The following is a 23,535-nucleotide window of genomic DNA, read 5'->3' on the forward strand; positions in this document are numbered from 1 at the left end:
ACGGCCGTCGGCCCGCTAACCTCTAGGCCGTGATCGAGCAGCCATCCGTACCGCAATCGGATCGCCCGCTGCTCGTGGTGACGGTGACGTATTCACCCGGCGCGCATCTGGACCGTTTCCTGAAGACGCTGGCCCACGCGACGGAACGCCGCCTGCTGGTGGTGATGGCCGACAACGGCTCGACCGACGGTGCGCCCGAGTCGGCCCTGGAGCGCTACGCCGACGTCGAGTTGTTCCGCACGGGCGGCAACCTCGGCTACGGCACCGCGGTGAACCGCGCCGTCGCGGCCTACCTCGACACGCCCGACAGCGTCGTCGACCAGGAGTTCTTCGTCGTGGTCAACCCGGATGTGCAGTGGGGACCGCACAGCATCGACGAGTTGTTCGCCGGGGCGGCGCGGTGGCCCGCGGCCGGTGCGGTGGGTCCGCTGATCCGCGACCCCGACGGCTCGGTCTATCCGTCGGCGCGGCATCAGCCGAGCCTGATCCGCGGCGGCATGCACGCCGTGGTGGGCCCGTTCTGGAAATCCAACCCGTGGACGGCGGCCTACCGCCAGGACCGGTTGGAGCCAAGCGAACGCGCCGTCGGCTGGTTGTCGGGCTCGTGTCTGTTGTTGCGCACCAAGGCGTTCCGGCAGATCGGCGGATTCGACGAGAACTACTTCATGTACATGGAGGACGTCGACCTCGGGGACCGGCTGGCGCAGGGCGGCTGGCAGAACGTGTACGTGCCGGCCGCCGAAATCCTGCACGACAAGGGACATTCCACAGGACGGGACCCGGCCCGCAATCTGGCCGCGCACCACCGCAGTACCTATACATTCCTTGCCGACCGGCATCCGCACTGGTGGCAGGCCCCGCTGCGGTGGACCATCAAGTCGGCGCTGAACGCGCGCGAACGCGCGGTGGTGGGCAATTCCAGGCGTAAGCGCCGTCGGGCGAACTAGGCTACCGGCGATGACCTCGAGGCTTGAAAGGACGCGAGTTGAGTGACGCGGTGAATCCGGTTGACGTCGACGCGGTCATCCTGGTGGGTGGGCAGGGCACCCGGCTGCGCCCGCTGACCCTCTCGGCGCCCAAGCCGATGCTGCCGACGGCGGGAGTGCCGTTCCTGTCCCACCTGCTCGCCCGGATCGCGGCCGCGGGTATCCGCCATGTGGTGCTGGGTACCTCGTACAAGGCCGAGGTCTTCGAGGCGGAATTCGGCGACGGCTCCAAGCTGGGTCTGGAGATCGAGTACGTGGTCGAAGAGGAAGCCCGGGGCACCGGTGGCGGTATCGCCAACGTGGCGCCCAAGCTGCGCCACCCGACCGCCATGGTGTTCAACGGTGACGTGCTGTCCGGGCTGGATCTCGGCGCCATGGTCGCCAGCCACCGCGAGCGGCAGGCCGATGTCACGCTGCACCTCGTGCGGGTGAGCGACCCCCGCGCGTTCGGTTGTGTGCCAACCGATTCCGACGGTGTGGTGACGGCCTTCCTGGAGAAGACGCAGGATCCGCCGACCGACCAGATCAACGCCGGTTGCTACCTGTTCCAGCGCGCGGTGATCGACGAGATCCCCACGGGCCGTGAGGTATCGGTCGAACGTGAGGTGTTCCCGAAGCTGCTGTCCGACGGTTTCAAGGTGTGCGGCTACGTCGATGCCAGCTACTGGCGGGACATGGGCACGCCCGACGACTTCGTCCGTGGCTCAGCGGATCTGGTGCGCGGTATCGCACCGTCGCCGGTACTCGACGGGCATCGCGGCGAGAGCCTGGTGCACGAGGGTGCCGCGGTGGCGCCCGGTGCGCTGCTGATCGGCGGGACCGTGGTGGGCCGCGGCGCCGAGATCGGTGCCGGCGCCCGGCTGGACGGCGCGGTGATCTTCGACGGCGTCAAGATCGAGGCCGGGTCGGTGATCGAGCGGTCGATCGTCGGTTTCGGCGCCCGGATCGGTCCGCGGGCCCTGATCCGTGACGGCGTGATCGGTGACGGCGCCAACATCGGGGCCCGGTGCGAGCTGCTGCGCGGCGCGCGGGTGTGGCCCGGTGTCACCATCCCGGACGGCGGTATTCGTTACTCGACGGACGTCTGAGCGGCCCGCGCGAGCCGCTCCAGTCCCGGGTCCGGGCCCGGTAGCGCGTCCAGGGGCCACCACTGCAGATCCAGCGATTCGTCGCTGCGGTGAATTTCGGCGTCCGCCGGCGCGACGGCGAGGTATTGCACGTCGAGATGCCGCGTCGGGACGCCCAATGAGCACGTCAGCGCGTGCACGTGCAGCGCGGCGGGCATCTCGGCGATCTCCAGCCCGGTGATGCCGGATTCCTCGGTGGCCTCGCGCAGTGCCGCCGCGCGGATGTCGGTGTCGACGTCCTCGCAGTGACCGCCGAGCTGAACCCAGCGGCCCAACCGCGGGTGCAGCGTGAGCAGGGCCTTGGTGCGGCTGTGGTCGAGCACCAGCGCCGACGCGGTGATGTGCCCGGGTACGCAGGCGCGCCGGCAGGCGTCGGGCCGGGCGTCGACGAAGGCCGCGACGGCGTGCCGCAGGGTGTCCTGATCGGCGTCGGGGGCCGCCCAGTCGCGCAACGCGGCGACGACCGAGGCGTGCAACGACTCGCTCATCGGCGGATCAGCAGTTCGTCCGTCGGCACGGGCGGCCGCGGCCGGCGGGGCTCGTCGCTCTCCGGGAAGTGGCCGATCGCGATGGCGCCCAATGGTTCCCAGTCGCCCGGCAGCTCGAGTTCGGCACGCACGATGTCGCCGGCGAAGATCGTCGAGCCGATCCAGCAGCTGCCGACATCCCGGGCCGCCAGGGCCACCAGGAGCCCCTGTACGGCCGCGCCCACCGCGACGGTGAACATGGTGTGCTCGGCCTCGGTCCGAGCCGCGTCCGGATAGCTGTGTGCGCCATCGGGAACCAGGAACGGGATGACGAGTTCCGGTGCGTCGTAGAGAATCTGGCCGCGGCCCACGCGCCGGTCGACAGAGTCGGCCGGGCGCCCGTCACCGGTCAGGTCGGTGCGCCACTTCTCTTTCATGCGGTCCAGCAACCGGATTCGCGTGTCGTGGTCCTGTACCCAGACGAACCGCACCGGGCGGGTGTGGTGCGGCGCGGGCGCGGTGAGCGCCTCGGCGACGGACTCCTCGATGAGCTCCGGCGCCACGGGCTCGGAACTGAACGTGCGCACCGAGCGGCGCATCAACTGAGCCTGCCTGCGGCCCAGGGCCAGTGCTTCCTCGGTGCCCAGCCAGAACAGATCCTCCTGACCGGCGCGCACCAGGGTCCGGCCGTTCGAGCCGTCGTCGCGCGGCGACAGGCCCCGCACCACGGCGACGGGAATGCCGGTCAGCTTGCCCTTGACGAGGTCGGCGGCGGCCGCGATCTCGTCGGCGATGGCGACCTCCGTCACCAGCAGCTCGTTGCCGTGCGTGTCCTGGACACCGGAATAACCGTGCAACACCGCCAGTCCGGCCGCGCCGATGGCGGCGTCGATCTGGCCGTTGCGCCAGGCCCGGCCCATGGTGTCGGTGATGACGACGGCGACGGTCACGCCGAGCCGCTCGGCCAGGCCGGCGCGCAGCCGCGCCGCGCTGCCGTCCGGGTCGACCGGCAGGAGGGCCAATTCGGTTGTGCTGACGTTGGATCCGTCGACGCCGGCGGCGGCCTGGACCAGCCCGTTGGCGTTCTCGGTGATCAGGGTGCGGCCTTTGCGGGCCAGCACCCGCACGGCCTCCTCGTCGATGAGCCTGCGCCGCAGGGCGTCCCGCTCGTCGGGGTCGGTCGGCGCGGCGACGATGCGGCCCTCGGATTTGGAGAGCACCTTGCTGGTGACCACCAGCACGTCGTCGTCGCGCAGCCAGGGGGCGGCGGCGGCGATGGCGGCGGCCACGTCGTCGCCGGGGCGGAACTCGGGAAGCCCGGGCACCGGGAGGATTTCGATGGCGGCCGCGGCGCCATGCTCGGTCACAGCTGAAGTCCGGCCAGTTCGAGTCCGGCCCGGACCATCTCGGCCGTGGCCGCCGGATCGGTCATCAACAGCGGCACGGCCTTGACGTTGACCCCTTCGATCTCGGCGTGGTCGCCCGCGTCGATCAGCCAGCCGTCGAGGATGCCGGTCGTGCTGCGGGCGCCGTAGTGCGCACCCACGGCCTCCGAGGTGCTGTCGACGCCGATCACCTTGAGGCAGTCATCGGCCATCCCGCGCAACGGCTTTCCGGCGACGATCGGGGAGTAGCCGATCACCGGTGCCGGGGTCGACCGCAGCGCGCTGCGCAGGCCGGGCACCGCCAGGATCGCGCCGATGCTGACGACCGGATTGGACGGGGCCAACAGCACGACGTCGGCGCCGGCGATGGCGTCGGCGACACCCGGTGCGGCCTTTGCCTTCTCGGTGCCGATGAACGCGAAGCTGTGGGTGGGGATCTGGGCGCGGTAGCGCACCCACCATTCCTGGAAGTGGATGGCCCGCTGATTGCCCGATTCGGGATCGGTTACCACGACGTGGGTTTCACTGCGTTCGTCGCTGGCGGGCAGCAGCCGGGCGCCGGGCTGCCAGCGGTCGCACAACGCCTCGGTGACCTGGGACAGCGGATAGCCGGCCCGCAGCATCTGGCTGCGCACCAGGTGGGTGGCCAGGTCGCGGTCGCCGAGGCCGAACCAGTCCGGCTGCACGCCGTACGCGGCGAGCTCTTCCTTGGCGTGCCAGGTTTCGCCCCGGTGGCCCCAGCCGCGTTCCGGATCGATGCCGCCGCCGAGGGTGTACATGCAGGTGTCGAGGTCGGGGCAGATGCGGACGCCGAACATCCAGGCGTCGTCGCCGACATTGACGACCGCGGTGAGCTCGTGCGGGGAGGGCTCCGCACCGGGTTCGGCGAATTGACCCAACCCCAGCAGTTTCTGGACGCCGAGCAGAAACCGAGCGCCACCGACGCCACCGACCAGAACCGTCACCTTCACGTCGACTCACCCTAGGCGATGGCGCGCGGGTGGAATGACGCGCCCGGAAGGCAATTCGGCGCGCAGCAAACTTAAAACCTCATTATTCACTTGAGCAACAGCCGCATCAGTTATCGGCATTCTCAACTACGTTGTGCGGCAGCGTGTTATTGGTCACTATCGCGACACGCCGCGGTAACGACGCGCCGTAAACAGGTCACAAGATGGTAGGAAATGCGCTTCATCCGCTTGACCGTGGCAGCTAACCCGTGTGTAATCACAACAGTGTCATTCCCGGTTTGTTTACCGGTTCCGGTGCAGCAGACCGAGATTCGACCGTTTGTTCGAATTTTGATCGCCACTCACGGCACGCAGGGTAAGTAGTTGGACTCCGTTTTGAGAACTACGTAAAGCAGGGGAGGAGGCGGCAAATGTCTTACGAACACGCAGATTTCGATCACGTGGTGCAGTTCGACGGGCGGATGCTCGGCTCTGTTGGGACCGCACCGCACACGAACACCGGACCCGTTCAGCACGTCGTCGCCGGACGGCCGCAGCTGAGTCTGGTGCCTGATCACATCGACACCGAACCCGAGCTCACGGAAGACCAGTGGCAGGAGCGCGCCCTGTGCGCGCAAACCGACCCCGAGGCGTTCTTCCCCGAGAAGGGTGGCTCGACCCGCGAAGCCAAGCGCATCTGCCAGGGCTGCGAGGTGCGCGACGCGTGCCTCGAGTACGCCCTGGCGCATGATGAGCGCTTCGGCATCTGGGGTGGTCTGTCGGAGCGTGAGCGCCGGCGGATCAAGCGCGGCGTCATCTGACACACCGCGGGTAGGTCGACCGGCTAGTCGTCGAGGATGGTCGGGTCGATCACCGACGGTTCAACGCCGAGATACGTGGCTACCTGCGCCACGAGAATTTCGTGCAACAGGTCGGCGAGGTCAACGGAGTCCTTCGCCCGCCGTTCAATGGGCTTGCGGAACAAGACGATTCGCGCCCGTGTCGAATTACCCCGAACATCCACCCCGGCTGGGATGAGCCGCGCCAGCGCCACCGGCCCGTCGGCGATCACCTCGGGCGGCCACTGGATGGCATCGGGATCTTTGGGGGAGATCCGGGGGATCTCGTCGACCGCGACGTCAAGTCCGGACACCCGATTGCTCCAGCGGCGCTCGATGGGTTCGTAGGCCTCGAGCACCGCCATGTCGAATCGCTCGGCGCGACTGCGCCATCCGGGAACGGTCGGGGGGAGGAGCGGGCCGCGCATGCCGCGACGGCGGCGCACACGCGAGTGGGCCATCGGCCGATAGTAACGGTTGGAGATCGACGCGGCCGCGACGCGCGTGTCCGGCGGTGGGCGCGTCGGCGGCGCGATAATCTCGCCGAGTGAATGTTCCCCGTCGCTGCTGCCGGCCAGGTTGCCCGCACTACGCCGTGGCGACGCTGACGTTTGTCTATTCGGATTCCACGGCAGTCGTAGGTCCGTTGGCCACCGCGTCGGAGCCGCATTCGTGGGACCTGTGTGTGTCGCACGCCAGCCGCATCACCGCGCCCCGCGGATGGGAGCTGGTCCGCCACGCCGGCCCGCTGCCCACGCCCTCCGAGGATGACGACCTCGTCGCGCTCGCCGACGCGGTGCGCGAGGGGCGCGACGCGCCGTCTCGCGGTGGCATCCCAACGGGTTTCACCGATCCGCTGCCCGGCAGCCACGCCGGCACGCCCGGTGGCACCGTCATGGCGCCGCCCGCACCGCGTACGCAACACAATGGGCGCCGCCGCGGTCATCTCCGGGTGTTGCCGGATCCGCCTGAGAGTTAGCGACGCAAGTCCTACCGAACCCCACCGACCGTCCGCGGGCAGATGGGTCAGCCGATAGGCTGACTGTCACAGACCCTCGGTATGCAGTGGTCTGCGAACGATGAGATCGGGAGGGCTATGTCTCGGCCTGCTGCCTCTGTACAGCGCGTCATCAAGGCATATGACGTGCGTGGGCTGGTCGGCGAGGAGATCGACGAGTCGTTCGTCGCCGACGTCGGTGGTGCGTTTGCCCGGTTGATGCGCGCCGAGGGCGCCACCCGGGTGGCGGTCGGTTACGACATGCGGCCCAGCTCACCGTCATTGGCGGCGGCGTTCGCCGACGGGGTCACGGCACAGGGTCTGGGCGTGGTCCGGATCGGGCTGGCGTCGACCGACCAGCTCTACTTCGCCTCGGGTCTGCTCGACTGCCCGGGCGCCATGTTCACGGCCAGCCACAACCCGGCTGCCTACAACGGCATCAAGTTGTGCCGGGCAGGCGCCAAGCCCGTCGGCAGCGAAACAGGTTTGGCCACCGTCGCTGGTGAGGTCACCGACGGCGTGCCCGGTCACGACGGCGCCGCGGGCAAGGTCGAGGAGCGCGACGTCCTCGCCGAGTACGGCACCTTCCTGCGTTCGCTGGTCGATGTGTCGGCGCTGCGTCCGTTGCGGGTGTCGGTGGACGCCGGAAACGGCATGGGCGGGCACACCACACCGGCGGTGCTGGGCACCGTCTCCTCGATCACCTTGCTGCCGTTGTACTTCGAGCTGGACGGCACGTTCCCCAATCACGAGGCCAACCCGCTGGATCCGGCCAACCTGGTGGACCTGCAGAAGCATGTCGTGGAGAACGGCGCCGACATCGGCCTCGCGTTCGACGGTGACGCCGACCGCTGCTTCGTCGTCGACGAGAAGGGCGAACCCGTCTCGCCGTCGGCCGTGACGGCGCTGGTCGCCGATCGCGAGCTGGCCCGCGAGTCCGGCGCGACCGTCATCCACAACCTGATCACCTCACGGGCGGTGCCCGAGCTGATCGCCGAGCGCGGCGGCACGGCGGTGCGCTCGCGCGTCGGCCATTCGTACATCAAGGCGCTGATGGCCGAGACCAACGCGATCTTCGGTGGCGAGCACTCAGCGCACTACTACTTCCGCGATTTCTGGGGTGCGGACTCCGGCATGCTCGCCGCGCTGCACGTGCTGGCGGCGCTCGGCGAACAGGACCGTCCGCTGTCCGAACTGATGGCCAAGTACCAGCGGTACGAGGCGTCGGGCGAGATCAACTTCACCGTCGCCGACGCACCGGCGTGTGTGCAGGCGGTCCTCACGTCCTACGGCAGCGACATCGCCGCGACCGACGAACTCGACGGCGTGACCGTCGACCTGGGCGACGGGCGCTGGTTCAACCTGCGCAGCTCCAACACCGAACCGCTGTTGCGGCTCAACGTCGAAGCCCGCACGCGGGTGGAAGTCGACGAGATCGTGGCGCACATCGCGGCGCAGATCAAGGCGGTCAGCGGGCGCACTGGTGGGTCGCTGCCATGAGTGCCGCCCCGGCGACCCTCGACCTCGACGATGTCGACGGTCTGATCGCGGCCGACCGCGACGGCCTGCTGCGCGCGGCGTCGATGGCAGGCGCACAGACCCGCGCGGTCGCCGCGGCGCTCACTGAAGGCGAACTCGACGAGCTGCGCTCGGATCAACGTCCGCGGACCGTCACCTGGGTGTGCGGGCGTGGGGCATCGGGCGCGTCCGGTGCGGCCGGGACCGTACTGGCCGCGGCACTGGCCGCGACGTCGCCGATCCCGCTCGTTGTCACGCCCGACGTGCCGCCGTGGATCGGCGCACTCGACGTCGTGGTGGTGGCCGGTGACGACGCGGCCGACCCCGCGCTGGTGACGGCGGTGGCGACCGGCGTGCGTCGCGGTGCGCGCGTGATCGTGGTGGCGCCCAACGATGGTCCGCTGCGCGATGCCGCGGCCGGCCGGGCCGTGGTGCTGCCGCCGCGCCTGTCGGTGCCCGACGATTTCGGCCTCACCCGCTACCTGGCCGCCGGCCTGGCGACGATGATGGTCGTCGACCCGGCGCTGCGCATCGACCTCGATGCCCTGGCCGACGAATTGGATGCCGAGGCGCTGCGCAACAGCGCGGCCCGCGAGATGTTCACCAACCCGGCCAAGAACCTGGCCGAGCGGATGTCCGGCCGGCAGGTGGTGCTGGCCGGTGAGGGCGCGGCCATGCTGGCGCTGGTCCGTCATGCCGCGACCGTGCTGCTGCGGGTGGCCCATCAGCTCGTGACCGCGACCGGCGGCGCCGACGCCCTGGTGGCGTTGCACGGCGGGCTCGGCCGTCAGACCGTCGAAATGTCTTACGAGGACTCGCTTTTCCACGACCCCGAGATCGACGGGCCGGTGCCGGCCCGGGTCCGCACCGTCGTGCTGTGTGCCGACGAGGAGCGTCCCGGCGTGATCGCCCGGATGGACGCGCTCGGTGGCGATGTCGACGTGCTCAGTGCCGATGACGTGCCCGACGCGGGGCTGCAGGTGCCGGGCAGTCGCCTGGAACAACAGATCGCGATGCTGGCGGTGCGGCTGGAGATGACGGCCGTGTACCTGAAACTGGTTCGAGGTTAGACATAGTGCATCTGCTACGAGGCGCGGTCAGGAACTACGCCTGGGGGTCGCGTACCGCCTTGGCCGATTTCGCCGGAAGACCCAGTCCCACAGCACATCCCGAAGCTGAATTGTGGTTGGGCGCGAACCCGGGGGACCCGGCGCGGCTGGAGACGGCCGACGGGGAGGTGTCGCTGCTCGAGGTCATCGGGGCCGACCCCGCCGGCGAGTTGGGGCCCGAGGTCCTGGCGCGGTTCGGTGAGTCGCTGCCGTTCCTGGCGAAGGTGCTCGCCGCTGACGAACCGCTGTCGCTGCAGGCGCACCCCAGTGCCGAGCAGGCTGCCGAGGGCTTCAATCGTGAAGAGCGCCAAGGCATTGCGCTCAACGCGCGCGACCGCAACTACCGGGATCGCAGCCACAAGCCGGAATTGATCGTGGCCCTCGGCCCGTTCGAGGCGCTCGCCGGGTTCCGGCCCGTGGCTCGCACCGTCGAGTTGATGCGGGCGCTGGCGGTGTCCGACCTCGACCCGTACATCAATCTGCTGGCCGGCCAGTCGGACGCGGCGGGGCTGCGGGCCGTCTTCACCACCTGGATCACCTTGCCGCAGCCCGATCTCGATGTGCTGGTGCCTGCCGTCCTCGACGGCGCGATCAACTACATCCGTTCGGGGGCAACGGAATTCGCGGCCGAGGCCAAGACGGTTCTCGAGCTCGGCGAGCGGTACCCGGGCGATGCCGGGGTGCTGGCCGCCATGCTGCTCAACCGCATCAGCCTGGTCGAGGGCGAGGGCATCTACCTGCCCGCCGGCAACCTGCACGCCTACCTGCACGGCATGGGTTTCGAGGTGATGGCCAACTCCGACAACGTGTTGCGCGGTGGTCTGACACCCAAGCACGTGGATGTACCGGAACTCCTCCGGGTGCTCGACTTCACCCCGACCGATGGCCGGCCGATCCATCCGCGGCCGGCCGAGGACGGTGTCGAGCAGGTTTTCGACACGCCCGCACCGGAATTCGCGGTGTCGATCCTGCGGATCGGCGACGAGCGGGTGGGCTCTGCGGTCGAGCTGCCGCGGGGGCACGCCGGCCCACAGATTCTGCTGGGCACGCAGGGCCGCGTGCGGGTGCAGTCCGCGGGCGGTGAGCTGACCCTGAACAAGGGGGCCGCGGCCTGGGTCGCCGCCGGGGAGGGCCCCGTGCAGCTGGTGGCGCAAGAGCCGTCGACGGTGTTCCGTGCGACGGTGGGGATCTAGAACAAACCTACGAAAGGGCAGGTCATGTCGGCCTCGGGGAGTGCGCGCGCGATCATCGCAGCGCTGTTGGCCAATGCCGGGATCGCGGCGGCGAAGTTCGTCGGCTTCCTGATCACGGGCAGTTCGTCGATGCTCGCGGAGTCGGTGCACTCGCTGGCGGACACATCCAACCAGGGTCTGCTGCTGTGGGGGCAGCGGCAGGCGCGCAAGGACGCCGACCATCTGCATCCGTTCGGCTACGGCCGCAGCCGCTACTTCTACTCGTTCGTGGTGGCGCTGGTCCTGTTCAGCCTGGGCGCGATGTTCGCGCTGTACGAGGGCTATCACAAGATCACCCACCCCGAGCCGCTGTCGTCGCCCGTCGTCGCCGTCGCGATCCTCGTCGTGGCGATCGGCCTGGAGGGTTACAGCTTCTACACCGCGGTGAAGGAATCGCGTCCGCTCAAGGGAGCCGGCAGCTGGTGGCGCTTCATCCGGACCTCGCGTAACCCGGAGCTGCCGGTGGTGCTGCTGGAGGATTCCGGCGCCCTGGTCGGTCTGGTGCTCGCCCTGTTCGGCGTGGGGCTGTCGATGCTGACGGGCGACCCGGTGTGGGACGGCGTCGGCACCGCGGCGATCGGTGTGCTGCTCGGCGTCATCGCGGTGGTGCTGATGGTGGAGATGAAGAGCCTGCTCATCGGCGAGGGTGCGACGGTCGACGAGACCAGCGCCATCCGCAACGCGCTGGAGCAGACGCCGCACATCGACCGCGTCATCCATCTGCGGACGCAGTACCTGGGGCCGGAGGAGATGCTCGTCGGCGTGAAGATCGCGCTGGCTCCGAACACCGACCTGGCGACGGTCGCCGCCACGATCGATGCCGCCGAGGTCACGATCCGGGCCGCGGTGCCCAACGCCCGCATCATCTACATCGAGCCTGATCTCTACCGCGGCTGAACGCCGAAACCCGCAGTCACCTGCTGCGGTGACGGCTGCCACAAGGCGTTTTACAAAAATGCCTCCATTGTCTAGACCAGCGACAAAATGCCCTCTATAGTCAAGAGCGCAAGTTGTCGGCCCAACCAATGGAGGTGGACCCGTGTCAGTCGAGGTATCCGACGTCAACACCGAGCAGTGGCGCGATCGCAAGCGTCATCTGTGGCTCATGGGCCTGATCGCGCCCACCGCGCTGTTCGTGATGCTCCCGCTGATCTGGGCACTGAACCAGGCCGGCTGGCACACGCTCGCGCAGGTGCCGCTGTGGATCGGCCCCGGCCTGCTCTACGTGCTGCTGCCGATCCTCGACCTGAAGTTCGGGCCCGACGGGGAGAACCCGCCCGAGGAGATGATGGAGCAGCTGGCGAACGACAAGTACTACCGCTACTGCACCTACGTCTACATCCCGTTCCAGTACGCCAGCGTCATCCTCGGCGCGTACCTGTTCACCGCCAAGGACCTCAGCTGGCTGGGCTTCGACGGCGGCCTCGCCTGGTGGGCCAAGCTCGGTGTCGCGCTGTCGGTCGGTGTCCTCGGTGGCGTCGGCATCAACACCGCGCACGAGATGGGGCACAAGAAGGAGAACCTGGAGCGCTGGCTGGCCAAGATCACTCTGGCGCAGACGTTCTACGGCCACTTCTACATCGAGCACAACCGCGGTCACCACGTCCGCGTCGCCACGCCGGAGGATCCCGCCTCGGCGCGCTTCGGTGAGAACTTCTGGGAGTTCCTGCCGCGTACCGTGTGGGGTGCCCTGAAGTCGTCGGTCGAACTCGAGGCCCAGCGCATCCGCCGTCTCGGCCGCAGCCCGTGGGACCCGCGCACCTACCTCAAGAACGACGTCCTCAACGCCTGGCTCATGTCGGTGGTGTTCTTCGGCATCCTGATCGCGGTGTTCGGCCCGGCGCTCATCCCGTTCGTCCTGATCCAGGGCATCTACGGATTCAGCCTGCTGGAGTCGGTCAACTACCTGGAGCACTACGGCCTGCTGCGGCAGAAGACCGAGAGCGGCCGCTACGAGCGCTGCGCCCCGGTGCACAGCTGGAACTCCGACCACATCGTCACCAACCTGTTCCTGTACCACCTGCAGCGGCACAGTGACCACCACGCCAACCCGACGCGCCGCTACCAGACGCTGCGCAGCATCGACGGCGCACCGAACCTGCCCAGCGGCTACGCGACCCTGATCGGCCTGACGTACATCCCGCCGCTGTGGCGCCGGATGATGGACCACCGGGTCATCGAGCACTACGACGGCGACATCACCAAGGTCAACGTCCACCCGCGGGTGCGGGACAAGGTGCTGGCCAAGTACGGGGCGGTGGCCTGACCATGAGTGCCTACCAATGCCCGGGCTGTGGTTATGTCTATGACGAGGCCAAAGGCGCTCCGCGTGAAGGTTTCCCGGCAGGCACGGCGTGGGACGATGTTCCCGACGACTGGTGCTGCCCGGACTGCGCGGTGCGCGAGAAGATCGATTTCGAGCCCTTCGGGGCGAGCGCAGCGACGGGAAACAGCCCCGGGGCGAGCGCAGCGACGGGAAACGACGGAGTAGGAGTGAGTTCATGAGCGAGCCGTTCAAGAAGTTCGTCTGCCTGCAGTGCGGCTTCGAGTACGACGAGGAGAAGGGCTGGCCGGAGGACGGCATCGCCCCGGGCACCCGCTGGGCCGACATCCCCGAGGACTGGAGCTGCCCCGACTGCGGCGCCGCCAAATCCGACTTCGACATGGTGGAGGTCGTGGCGTCGTGACCGCCGCGGCCGCAGTACCGGACGGACCCGAGGGGCCGCGCCCTGCGGCACCTCGGGTGCCGTACGCCGAGGCGTCACGGGTCCTGCTGCGGCACTCGATCCTGGACGGCATGCGAGAACTGTTGCTGGCCAAGGACTGGTCGTCGATCACGCTGTCCGACGTCGCGCGCGCCGCCGGCATCAGCCGACAGACGATCTACAACGAATTCGGCTCGCGCCAGGGCCTGGCCGAGGGGTACGCGATGCGCCTCGCCGACCGCCTGGTCGACGCCGTCGAGCACGCCATCTACGCCAACGTCGGCGACATCGAGTCCGCGTTCCTGCAGGGCTTCCGGATGTTCTTCACCGAGTCGGCGTCCGATCCGCTCGTCATCTCGTTGCTGACCGGTGTCGCCAAACCCGATCTGCTGCAGATCATCACCACCGACAGCGCGCCGATCATCTCGCACTGTTCGAAGCGTCTCACCGAGGCGTTCCGCGGCAGCTGGGTGCAGATTTCCGACGACGACGCCGGGGTGCTCGCGCGGGCGATCGTCCGGCTGGCGATCAGTTACGTGTCAATGCCGCCGGAAGCGGACCACGATGTGGCCGCTGACCTGGCCCGGCTCATGACGCCGTTCGCCGACCGTTACGGTAGTGGGGATACCCCGTAGCCGTCAGCGCGCCATTCGAGTTGTTTCCTGGCGCCTGTCCCGCGAGCCCGCAGGCCATGGGGTCACTCCAGTGGAACGAATGAATGGGGCTCTAATCCATGACGGAATTGAAGGCAGACGTCCGTAACGGCATCGACTACAAGGTCGCCGATTTGTCCGAGGCCGAGTTCGGCCGCAAGGAGATTCGCCTCGCCGAGCACGAGATGCCCGGCCTGATGGCGCTTCGCCGCGAATACCACGACGTGCAGCCGCTCAAGGGCGCGCGCATCTCCGGCTCGCTGCACATGACCGTGCAGACCGCCGTGCTGATCGAGACGCTGACCGCGCTGGGCGCCGAGGTGCGCTGGGCGTCGTGCAACATCTTCTCCACCCAGGACCACGCGGCCGCGGCCGTCGTCGTCGGCCCGCACGGCACCGTCGAGGAGCCCAAGGGCACCCCGGTCTTCGCCTGGAAGGGCGAGACGCTGGAGGAGTACTGGTGGTGCGCCGAGCAGATGCTCACCTGGGACGGCGAGCCGGCCAACATGATCCTGGACGACGGCGGCGACGCCACCATGCTGGTGCTGCGCGGTGCGCAGTGGGAGAAGGCGGGCGTCGTGCCCCCGGCCGAGGAAGACGACTCGGCCGAGTGGAAGGTCTTCCTGGAGCTCGTGCGCAAGGGCTTCGAGAACGACAAGACCAAGTGGACCAAGATCGCCGAGTCAGTCAAGGGTGTCACCGAGGAGACCACCACCGGCGTGCTGCGGCTGTACCAGTTCGCCGCCGCGGGGGAGCTGGCGTTCCCCGCCATCAACGTCAACGACTCGGTCACCAAGAGCAAGTTCGACAACAAGTACGGCACCCGCCACTCGCTGATCGACGGCATCAACCGCGGCACCGACGTGCTGATCGGTGGCAAGAAGGTGCTGATCTGTGGCTACGGCGACGTCGGCAAGGGTTGTGCCGAGTCGATGGCCGGCCAGGGCGCGCGCGTCGCGGTCACCGAGATCGACCCGATCAACGCGCTGCAGGCGCTGATGGACGGCTTCGACGTCGTCACCGTCGAGCAGGGCATCCCCGAGGCCGACATCGTCATCACCGCGACCGGCAACTTCGACATCATCCTGCTCGAGCACATGAAGGCCATGAAGAACCAGGCCATCCTGGGCAACATCGGCCACTTCGACAACGAGATCGACATGGCGGCCCTCGAGAAGTCGGGTGCCACCAAGCTGAACATCAAGCCGCAGGTCGACCTGTGGACCTTCGGTGACACCGGCAAGTCGATCATCGTGCTGTCCGAGGGCCGTCTGCTCAACCTGGGCAACGCGACCGGCCACCCGTCGTTCGTGATGTCGAACTCGTTCTCCAACCAGGTCATCGCCCAGATCGAGCTGTGGACCAAGAACGACGAGTACGACAACGAGGTCTACCGCCTGGCCAAGCACCTCGACGAGAAGGTCGCGCGTATCCACGTCGAGGCTCTCGGCGGCACGCTGACCAAGCTCAGCAAGGAGCAGGCCGAGTACATCGGCGTCGACGTCGACGGCCCGTATAAGCCGGAGCACTACCGCTACTGAGGCTGTTCGCGGTCAGTTTGCGCTGTCCGCGTGAGCACACTCGAAAGCCCCCAATTCCCACGGGAATTGGGGGCTTTCGCAGTTTTCGGGCTCGGCACACATCGACGAATTAGCTGACCGCAGGCACGAGCGGCGCCGATATATTGCGCTGAGCGATAATTTTTGTGTTCGGCGCCACACTCAGATGTTTGCTGAAGATCTGCTGGTTAGCGGATCTCGGCGTTAGAATTTCCGCACACCAGGGCACCCTCGTGAAGGGACGTCGGCCATGCGGAAGAACCGATGGGAAAGACGCATCGCGTTGCTGGCTGTGGTCGGCGTCACGTTGACCGGCTGCGACGGCGTCAACCTCGGCAGCCTGGACATCTTCGGCTCCGCGTCGCCTGCGGTGAAGGGCCCGCCGATACCGCCCGAGATGGTCCGGCATGACGTGCAGCAACTGGTCTGGCAGTTCCCGCAGTTGCGCAAGCCCGACGAGGCGGTGTGGGTCACCTGGAACAACAGTGGCGATCCCAGCCTGGCCGGCAAGGTCAACTGGATCGACGCGGTGATCAAGCTGCCCCCGGCGGAGACCACTCGATTGATCGCCGAATACCACCCGGCCGACACCGATCGGCGGCCGACGGTGCAGAAGATTCTGCAGCCGGAACTGCCCGGCGGTCCGTACCTGTCGGGGCCCGAACTCAACAACCACTTCTCCGGTTCGGGCATGACCACGCAGGCGTTCCTCGACCGCGACGCGAACGTCCTGGTGCTGACGACGAAGTCGGGCGGACCCGCGCCGTCGTAACCGTCTAGCGTGGTGGCGTGCGCGCTCTGATCCGCGTGACGGCGTTCGTGGTGGTGCTGGCTCTGCTGGCTGCCTGTGGCGCGGACCGTCCGCCCGCTTCTCCATTCCCTGCTGCGACGGGCCGGGGCTCGTGCGCCGTCGATACCGAACGCGATGTCGGCGCCACCATGCGCGACGGCGTCGTCCTGCGCGCCGACGTCTACCGCCCTCGAACCGCTGACCCGGTGCCGGTATTGCTGATGCGGACGCAGTACGGCAAGTCCGGGGCGCAGACGTCGCCGGAGCGCTACGAACCGCCGGATTGGTTCGCCTCGCACTGCTATCTCGTTGTCGTGCAGGACGTTCGGGGCCAGGGGAGCTCCGGCGGGGTGTTCAGTGAGTTCACCAATGACATGGCCGACGGCTACGACACCGTCGAATGGGCCGCCGGTCTGCCCGGCGCGAACGGCAAGGTGGCGATGTACGGATCGTCGTACGTCGGTGCGACGCAATGGCTTGCAGCGGTGACGGCGCCGCCGCATCTGGTGACGATCGCGCCCGCCAACACCGCGTCCGACTACTACGACGGCTGGACCTACGAGGGCGGCGAGTTCCGGTTGGCGTTCGTGCAGCCGTGGGCCATCGAGTCGATTGCGCTCGGTGCCGCGCAGAACCGCCGGGACGCCGAAGCCGAACGGCTGTTGCGGGACGCCGGCGCCGATCCGACGCGATGGCTGAATTTCCGCCCGCAGCAGGACCTTCCGCCGATGCAGCCCCACAATCCGGCGGTGGCGCCGTGGTACTTCGACTGGGTCCGGCACAACACGCGCGACGCCTTCTGGCAGCAGGTCAGCATTCGCGACCGGTATCCGGCGGTGCGAATTCCGGTGCTGCACTTCGAGGGCTGGTACGACGCGTTCCTGGCCGGCGGTGTGGAGAACTTCGCCGGGATGGTGGCCCACGGTGGCAACGACTTCGCGCGTACGAACCAGCGTCTGGTCATCGGGCCGTGGGACCACGTCGCGTGGGGTCGAGCTGATTCCGAGCCCGCACCGATGCTCAAAGACATTGGAGCGGTGGGCAACAGCCCGATCAACGAGCTGATGCTGGCGTGGTTCGACCACTTCTTGAAGGGCGTCGACAACGGTGTGGCGGGCAAGCCGCGCGTCGATTACTTCACCATGGGTGCCAACGCCTGGAAGACGGCCGCCAATTGGCCACTGCCGCAGACGCAATGGATCAACTACTACCTCTCGGGCTCCGGCGGCATCGCGGACCGCGACGGCAAGCTGTTGCCGGTGCTGCCCGGACCACAACCGCCCGACACCTACACCTACGACCCGCTCAATCCGGCACCGAGCCTGGGTGGGCACTCCTGCTGTGGTGCGAAGTCCGGTCCGCAAGGGCCGTACGACCAGACGCCGGTCGAACAGCGATCCGATGTGCTGGTGTACACCGGCGACCCGGTGACCCGGGACACCGAGATCACCGGGGCGGCCACCGTCTCGCTGTGGGCCCAATCTTCAGCTGTGGACACCGATTTCACGGCCAAGCTGGTGGTGGTCAAGCCCGATGGGACGGCCGTCAACCTGAACAACGGCATCATCCGGGCGTCGTTCCGGGACTCGTTGTCGGCGCCGACGCCGATCGTCCCCGGCCAGCCGTACCAGTACCGCATCCAAATCTGGCCCACCAGTTACCAACTCAAGCCGGGGGACCGGGTGCGGGTCGAGATTTCCAGCAGCGACTACCCGCAGTTCGCGCCGAATCCCAACACCGGTGCGCCGTTCGGGCGGGATGCGGCGACCGTCGTTGCGACGCAGACCATCCTGCACGACGCCGCCCATCCGTCGTCGATCACGTTGCCGGTGATCGCGAACTGAGTCCGGCTAGCGACTGCAGTCCAGCGACACTGTGATGGTCCGTCGTACCACCACGCGGATGATCTGGTCCCGGTTGCCGGGGCCGTCCACCCGGATGAGCCGGGTCTGCTCCTGCGGGTTGCGGACGCTGGTCACCACGCACTGATCGAGCGGCGCGGTACCGACCCGGTCGACATTCACGTGGAATCCCTCGGCTTCCAGCTGGCCGATGGTGACTATCGCCGACTCGGCGGCTGCCGGCGCGGCGGGGGCCAGTACGGCAGCAGTGGTGGTGAGAGCTATGAGAGTTATTAGTGCAGTACGCATCTCAGGGTCCTTCCGGTCCTATACCCAATGACACGTAGGAGCGATGGAAAACGTTCGATTGTGTCCTGAAGGGGTTATCGGTGTGTTCGCCGTTTTCGTGACATTTGTCGGATCTGGCGGTAGAATCGAACACATGTTCGAACATGTGGGTGTCGGGGCCGGTGGTGTGCTGGTTCACGATGCCTCTGTGGTCGACGCGGTGGTGCATTTCGCGCGGGTGTCGAATGTCGCTGAGTGCGGGAAGTTTCGGGCGATCGCGGATCTGGTGGCGTTGCGTGTCGATGACGAAGATGGCCGGCAGTGGTGGGCCTGTGATGGGTGGGATGCTGCGGTCGCCGAGGTGGGGGCGGCGCTGGGGATCGGGAAGCGTGAAGCGTCGGGGCAGTTGTCGATTGCGGTCGCGTTGCGCTTCCGCCTGCCGAAGGTGGCGGCGGTGTTCGCTGATGGTGGGGTGTCGGCGCGGACGGTCGGGACGATCTGTTGGCGCACCCGTTTGGTGGAGGATCCCAATACGCTGGCGGTGATCGATGTTGCGTTGGCGGGGGCGCTGTCGGAGTGGGCGGGGTTGTCGCGCAAGAAGATTGAACGCAAGATCGACGGTTGGGTGCAGAAGTTCGACCCGGCCGCTGTTTTGAAGGTGCGCTCGGCCGCGCGCCGGCGTGGGGTCGGGGTGGGTAAGCCCGATGATGAGACCGGGGTGGCGTCGATCTGGGGTGCGCTGTTGGCCACCGATGCCGAGTTGCTGGATCGGGTGCTGGACGAGATGGCCCGGCAGGTGTGTGAGGACGATCCGCGGACGTTCGGGCAGCGGCGTGCTGACGCGCTCGGGGTGTTGGCGGCCCGTGGGGATCGGCTCGCGTGCCAGTGCGGCAATCCCGATTGCCCGGCGGCTGGGCCGGATGCGCGGGCGGCGGCGGTGGTGATTCATGTGCTCACCGATCAGCTGCCGGTGCCGGTGGCGGATCCGCTGTTGCACGGGGATCCGGCCGCGCCTCAGACCCCGACTCCGGCGCGAGAACCGCATCCCGCACCACAACCGGATCCCGCGCCTGAGCCGGTCTTCACACCCGAGCCTGAGCCTGAGCCCGCGCCGGCGGATGACATGGCGCCGATGCCCGCGCCTGCGTCGGCGGCCGACTCGGGGTCTGCCGATGCCTCGACCCCTGCTGGGGACGAACGGGCCGGCGACAGCACGTCCACGCCAGTGCCGGCCAGCAGACCCGCGCATACACCTGCTCCGGCGGCTGAGTCGGCGTCCACCCCTGAAGCTCATGCGGCGCACCCGCCGGTCCCGACTTCCGCTCCGACTTCCACCAAGCCCCCGGCGCCGGTATGCACCCCGGTCGGTTATGTCCTCGGCGGCGGCGTGGTGCCCCCGGCGGTGCTCGCCGATCTGGTGGCCCGCGGTGCGAAGGTCCGCACCGTCGCCTCGGCCGCGGATCTGGATGAGGTGCCGCGGTACCGGCCCACGGCGGCGATGGATGAATTCGTCCGGGTGCGGGCCATGACGTGCATGTTCCCGGGCTGTGATCAGCCTGCCACCGCCTGCGATGTGGACCATACGATTGCGTGGCCGGTCGGGCCGACGCATCCGGGCAACCTGAGCCCGAAGTGCCGCAAACACCACCTGCTCAAAACGTTCTACGGCGGGCCGGATGGCTGGAGTGACCGTCAACAGCCTGACGGGACGATTGTGTGGACCGCACCCACCGGCCACACCTACATCAGCGTGCCGGAAAGTCGAATCCTGTTTCCTCGCACGGTCACCGACACCCCGCTGCCGAACCCACCGCCAGAGGACACCGATCTGGACGCCCCACCGGCTCCTGGCCGGGATGTGATGATGCCCATCCGGCGCCGCACCCGCGCCCAGAACCAGGCCCAGCAGATCGCCTACGAACGCGCCCTCAACCAAGCCGACATCGACGAGCGCGAAGCCGCACAAGAAGCCTTCGCCCGCCAGCGTAAAGAACGCCAAGAACGCGAAGCCGCAGAAACCGCGGCGGCCGAATCAGCAGAGCAACAAGACATCCCACCGCCACTCTGAGTGCGGCGTAATACCCCTGAAAAGGCATGACTTTCAGGGTATTCACGCGTGTCGCTCACGGATAGAGGGCTATTTCACCCCGATGGCGCCAGCCTGGCGCCTCACGATCAGTTGGACGTGGATGCAGTACGCCCGCCACCTCCAGCCGGATCCGCCATCGGGTCAGGCTCGTCGAGTGGTGGGACGTCTTGGCCGTCGAGGACCTTGCACAGACGGTCTTTGTCGAGCTGCCCCTCCCAATTGGCCACCACGAACGTCGCGACACAGTTGCCCAGCAAGTTCACCGAGACGCGCATCGAGTCCATGATGCGGTCGGCGCCCAGGAGCAGGGCCACCGCGGCGACCGGGATGGCGCCGTGGCCGATGGCGGCGACGGTCGCTGACAGCGCGAGGAATGAGGACCCGGGAACGCCGGCCATGCCCTTGGACGTCAGCATCAGTACCAGCACCGCGGTGATCTGCTCACCCAGGCTCAGGTTCACGCCCAATGCCTGGGCCAGGAACAGCACACAGATCGAGAGGTAGAGGGTCGCTCCGTCGAGATTGAACGAGTAGCCCGTCGGCACCACCAGACCCGTTGTGGTGCGTGAACATCCGGCATTGGTCAGCTTGGCCATGATGCGCGGCAGCACAACCTCGGTGGAAGCGGTGCCGAGCGCAAGGAACAGCTCGTCCTTGATGTACACGACGAACTTCCACAGGTTCACTCCCGCGAAGACCTTCGCAACGACCGCGAGCACCACGATGAACAAGACGGCGGCGAGGTAGCAAGCGCCGATCAGTTTGGCGAAACTGCTCAGGGAGCCGATGCCGTACTGGCCGATGATGTAGGCCATCGCCCCGAAGGCGCCGATGGGCGCCAGTCGCATCACCCAGCCGATGACCGTGAAGAACACGTGGCTCAGATGGTCGACGATCTCGAGGATGACGGGCGGGCCCTTCTCGCCGAACTTTGCCAACGCCAGCCCGAAGAGGACGGCGAAGAACAGGACCTGGAGCAGGTTGTTCTCAGTGAACGCCTTGAACACCGACTCGGGGATGATGTTCAGCAGAAAATCGACGGTGTGCGGCAGCTCTTTGTTCTGGGTCTTCTTCGCGATCGCGTCGGCCCCGGACGCCAGCGTGGCGGCGTCGACGTGGAAACCGGCCCCGGGTTTGACGATGTTGCCGACGACCAGCCCGAAGAGCAGCGCGAAGGTGGTCACCGCCTCGAAGTAGATCAACGCTTTCACGCCGATCCGGCCGACGGACTTGAGGTCGCCGACGTGCGCAATGCCCAGCACGACGGTGCAGAAGATGATCGGCGCGATCAGCATCTTGATCAGCTTGATGAAGCCGTCGGCGAGCGGCTTGAGGTCGGCGCCGACCTTGGGCTGCAGCCAGCCGACGAGGATGCCGGCGACGATCGCGACGAGCAGCTGCACGAAAAGCGACGTGTACCAAGGAGGCTTGTTCGCGAGCCGGATCATCTCGCTTTTGGGCGGTTGCATGGTGGTCGCCATCGCGCGAAAGTACTGATCGGGCGTCACCGCGCGATTTCTGCGATGTTTCTGTGACGTCGCGCATGAGATATATCGAATCCAGCAATTAGTCTCGCCACGTGCTGATCGCAATCGAAGGCGTCGATGGTGCGGGGAAGAACACGCTGACCCAGGGTCTGCGGGCGCAGTTCGAGGCCCGCGGGAAGTCGGTGACCACCGTGGCGTTCCCGCGCTACGGCCGCTCGGTCGAGGCGGATATCGCCGCCGAGGCGCTCCATGGCCGGCACGGCGACCTCGCCGATTCGGTGTACGCCATGGCGATGCTGTTCGCGCTCGACCGCGCGGGCGCCAAGGCCGAGATCGCCGCATTGAACGACGCGCACGATGTTGTGATCCTCGACCGCTACGTTGCGTCCAACGCCGCCTACAGCGCGGCCCGGCTGCATCAGGGGGCGGGCGGGGACGTCGTCGCCTGGGTGCGGGAGTTGGAGTTCGAGCGGTTGGCGCTGCCGGTGCCGGACTGGCAGCTCTATCTCAATGTGCCGACCGATCTCGCCGCAGAGCGGGCGGCACGCCGGGAAGCTCAGGACGCGACGCGAACCCGCGACGCCTACGAGCGCGACGGTGGCCTGCAGGGCCGCACGGCCGCGGTGTACACCGCGCTCGCGGCCGAAAACTGGGTCGGCCGTTGGGCTTTGGTCGCCCCGGACGTCGACCCGGGGGAGCTGGCCACAACGCTGCTGGGGTGATCTGGCCGCCTCGTCTACCAGCGAGTTGTCAGGTAAGAGGCAAAACACCCATCGGAGATCACAGCTTTATCGCGATCTGGTGACACCATGGACGCCATGAGGCAACGCATTCTGGTCGTCGACGACGACCCATCTCTGGCCGAGATGCTCACCATCGTGCTGCGGGGCGAAGGCTTCGACACCGCCGTCATCGGTGACGGCAGCCAGGCGCTGACCGCGGTCCGCGAGCTGCGCCCGGATCTGGTGCTGTTGGACCTCATGCTGCCCGGAATGAACGGCATCGACGTGTGCCGTGTGCTGCGCGCCGACTCTGGCGTGCCGATCGTCATGCTGACCGCCAAGACCGACACGGTCGACGTGGTGCTGGGCCTGGAGTCCGGTGCCGACGACTACGTCATGAAGCCCTTCAAACCGAAGGAGCTGGTGGCGCGGGTGCGTGCGCGGTTGCGCCGCAACGACGACGAACCGGCAGAGATGCTGTCCATCGCCGACGTCGACATCGACGTGCCGGCCCACAAGGTGACCCGCCAGGGTGAGCAGATTTCGCTGACTCCGCTGGAGTTCGACCTGCTCGTGGCCCTCGCCCGGAAGCCGCGCCAAGTCTTCACTCGTGACGTGCTGCTCGAACAGGTGTGGGGCTACCGCCACCCGGCAGACACCCGCCTGGTGAACGTCCACGTGCAGCGGCTGCGGGCCAAGGTCGAGAAGGACCCGGAGAACCCGCAGGTGGTGCTCACCGTTCGAGGAGTGGGATACAAGGCCGGACCGCCGTGATCGGACGGCTCGTCAAG

Annotated in this window: 23 protein-coding genes and 1 pseudogene; 18 read left to right on the forward strand and 6 right to left on the reverse strand. The window is 67.6% G+C overall.

From position 1 onward, the window contains the following. Positions 1-29: 29 nt before the first annotated feature. Positions 30-947 (forward strand): glycosyltransferase family 2 protein, encoded by a 918-nt coding sequence (locus tag ACJH7A_RS02875; protein WP_133426913.1) that lies wholly within the window; start codon positions 30-32, stop codon positions 945-947. A gap of 50 nt (positions 948-997) precedes the next feature. Next, positions 998-2,074, forward strand: a complete 1,077-nt coding sequence (locus tag ACJH7A_RS02880) for a sugar phosphate nucleotidyltransferase (RefSeq protein WP_061000748.1) — start codon at positions 998-1,000, stop codon at positions 2,072-2,074. Here ACJH7A_RS02880 and ACJH7A_RS02885 read toward each other — a convergent pair. The 3 genes from ACJH7A_RS02885 to cofD are packed head-to-tail and all read right to left on the reverse strand — an operon-like array spanning position 2,056 to position 4,936. After that, complete coding sequence (locus ACJH7A_RS02885; protein ID WP_212806602.1) at positions 2,056-2,601, reverse strand: NUDIX hydrolase; 546 nt, start codon at positions 2,599-2,601, stop codon at positions 2,056-2,058. The two genes, ACJH7A_RS02880 and ACJH7A_RS02885, sit on opposite strands and share 19 nt — an antisense overlap. Beyond that, positions 2,598-3,947 (reverse strand): coenzyme F420-0:L-glutamate ligase, encoded by a 1,350-nt coding sequence (locus ACJH7A_RS02890; protein ID WP_212806601.1) that lies wholly within the window; start codon positions 3,945-3,947, stop codon positions 2,598-2,600. Before ACJH7A_RS02890 ends, ACJH7A_RS02885 begins: the two co-directional genes overlap by 4 nt. After that, positions 3,944-4,936: a 2-phospho-L-lactate transferase gene (cofD, locus tag ACJH7A_RS02895; protein WP_212806600.1), complete on the reverse strand. Its 993-nt coding sequence runs from the start codon at positions 4,934-4,936 to the stop codon at positions 3,944-3,946. The genes ACJH7A_RS02890 and cofD overlap by 4 nt, the downstream gene beginning before the upstream one ends. A gap of 536 nt (positions 4,937-5,472) precedes the next feature. Between cofD and ACJH7A_RS02900 the strand changes: the two genes are divergently transcribed. Next, entirely contained in the window at positions 5,473-5,736 is a 264-nt protein-coding gene (locus ACJH7A_RS02900; RefSeq protein WP_205848855.1) for a WhiB family transcriptional regulator, read from the forward strand. A gap of 23 nt (positions 5,737-5,759) precedes the next feature. On the opposite strand, the gene ACJH7A_RS02905 is transcribed toward ACJH7A_RS02900, so the two are convergent. Beyond that, on the reverse strand, positions 5,760-6,182 hold the full coding sequence (locus ACJH7A_RS02905) for a metallopeptidase family protein (RefSeq protein WP_029105556.1): 423 nt from the start codon (positions 6,180-6,182) through the stop codon (positions 5,760-5,762). Positions 6,183-6,301: 119 nt separating this feature from the next. On the opposite strand from ACJH7A_RS02905, the gene ACJH7A_RS02910 reads away from it, so the two are divergent. From ACJH7A_RS02910 to ACJH7A_RS02965, 12 genes and pseudogenes are all read left to right on the forward strand, one after another. Next, positions 6,302-6,733, forward strand: coding sequence for a DUF3499 domain-containing protein (locus ACJH7A_RS02910; protein WP_061000741.1), 432 nt, complete (start codon positions 6,302-6,304; stop codon positions 6,731-6,733). Between the two features lie 117 nt (positions 6,734-6,850). Next, a complete protein-coding gene (locus ACJH7A_RS02915; protein ID WP_406801406.1) occupies positions 6,851-8,251 on the forward strand; it encodes a phosphomannomutase/phosphoglucomutase in 1,401 nt (466 codons plus the stop codon). Then, entirely contained in the window at positions 8,248-9,339 is a 1,092-nt protein-coding gene (locus ACJH7A_RS02920) for a TobH protein (RefSeq protein WP_212806598.1), read from the forward strand. Before ACJH7A_RS02915 ends, ACJH7A_RS02920 begins: the two co-directional genes overlap by 4 nt. 5 nt (positions 9,340-9,344) lie before the next feature. Continuing rightward, a complete protein-coding gene (gene manA, locus ACJH7A_RS02925) occupies positions 9,345-10,571 on the forward strand; it encodes a mannose-6-phosphate isomerase, class I (protein ID WP_406801407.1) in 1,227 nt (408 codons plus the stop codon). A 24-nt stretch (positions 10,572-10,595) separates the two neighbouring features. Further along, positions 10,596-11,507 carry a cation diffusion facilitator family transporter gene (locus ACJH7A_RS02930; RefSeq protein ID WP_212806596.1) on the forward strand — a complete coding sequence of 304 codons (912 nt, stop codon included), beginning with the start codon at positions 10,596-10,598 and terminating at the stop codon, positions 11,505-11,507. A gap of 142 nt (positions 11,508-11,649) precedes the next feature. Beyond that, positions 11,650-12,876: an alkane 1-monooxygenase gene (locus ACJH7A_RS02935; RefSeq protein WP_212806595.1), complete on the forward strand. Its 1,227-nt coding sequence runs from the start codon at positions 11,650-11,652 to the stop codon at positions 12,874-12,876. A gap of 2 nt (positions 12,877-12,878) precedes the next feature. Continuing rightward, a pseudogene (locus tag ACJH7A_RS02940) lies at positions 12,879-13,040 on the forward strand (rubredoxin); the annotation flags it as partial. Positions 13,041-13,111: 71 nt separating this feature from the next. Further along, entirely contained in the window at positions 13,112-13,297 is a 186-nt protein-coding gene (locus ACJH7A_RS02945; protein WP_020102918.1) for a rubredoxin, read from the forward strand. Further along, complete coding sequence (locus ACJH7A_RS02950) at positions 13,294-13,950, forward strand: TetR family transcriptional regulator (protein WP_212806593.1); 657 nt, start codon at positions 13,294-13,296, stop codon at positions 13,948-13,950. Before ACJH7A_RS02945 ends, ACJH7A_RS02950 begins: the two co-directional genes overlap by 4 nt. 98 nt (positions 13,951-14,048) lie before the next feature. Beyond that, positions 14,049-15,509, forward strand: a complete 1,461-nt coding sequence (ahcY, locus tag ACJH7A_RS02955) for an adenosylhomocysteinase (protein WP_346416976.1) — start codon at positions 14,049-14,051, stop codon at positions 15,507-15,509. Between the two features lie 268 nt (positions 15,510-15,777). Further along, a complete protein-coding gene (locus ACJH7A_RS02960; RefSeq protein ID WP_406801408.1) occupies positions 15,778-16,299 on the forward strand; it encodes a hypothetical protein in 522 nt (173 codons plus the stop codon). Between the two features lie 17 nt (positions 16,300-16,316). Further along, positions 16,317-18,161, forward strand: coding sequence for a CocE/NonD family hydrolase (locus ACJH7A_RS02965; protein WP_212806590.1), 1,845 nt, complete (start codon positions 16,317-16,319; stop codon positions 18,159-18,161). Between the two features lie 6 nt (positions 18,162-18,167). Here the strand turns inward: ACJH7A_RS02965 and ACJH7A_RS02970 are convergent, their stop codons facing one another. Further along, positions 18,168-18,467, reverse strand: a complete 300-nt coding sequence (locus ACJH7A_RS02970) for a hypothetical protein (protein ID WP_212806589.1) — start codon at positions 18,465-18,467, stop codon at positions 18,168-18,170. A gap of 133 nt (positions 18,468-18,600) precedes the next feature. Here ACJH7A_RS02970 and ACJH7A_RS02975 point away from each other — a divergent pair, with 133 nt between their 5' ends. Next, a complete protein-coding gene (locus ACJH7A_RS02975; protein WP_406801409.1) occupies positions 18,601-20,514 on the forward strand; it encodes a DUF222 domain-containing protein in 1,914 nt (637 codons plus the stop codon). A gap of 107 nt (positions 20,515-20,621) precedes the next feature. Here ACJH7A_RS02975 and dctA read toward each other — a convergent pair whose 3' ends face one another. Then, on the reverse strand, positions 20,622-22,016 hold the full coding sequence (dctA, locus tag ACJH7A_RS02980; RefSeq protein ID WP_406801410.1) for a C4-dicarboxylate transporter DctA: 1,395 nt from the start codon (positions 22,014-22,016) through the stop codon (positions 20,622-20,624). Positions 22,017-22,114: 98 nt separating this feature from the next. Here dctA and ACJH7A_RS02985 point away from each other — a divergent pair, with 98 nt between their 5' ends. Next, a complete protein-coding gene (locus tag ACJH7A_RS02985; RefSeq protein ID WP_406801411.1) occupies positions 22,115-22,744 on the forward strand; it encodes a dTMP kinase in 630 nt (209 codons plus the stop codon). Positions 22,745-22,831: 87 nt separating this feature from the next. Then, on the forward strand, positions 22,832-23,518 hold the full coding sequence (mtrA, locus tag ACJH7A_RS02990; RefSeq protein ID WP_020102929.1) for a two-component system response regulator MtrA: 687 nt from the start codon (positions 22,832-22,834) through the stop codon (positions 23,516-23,518). The last annotated feature ends 17 nt before the right edge of the window (positions 23,519-23,535 follow it).

It is taken from the genome of Mycobacterium sp. SMC-17 (assembly GCF_045310915.1).
Taxonomy (GTDB): domain Bacteria; phylum Actinomycetota; class Actinomycetes; order Mycobacteriales; family Mycobacteriaceae; genus Mycobacterium.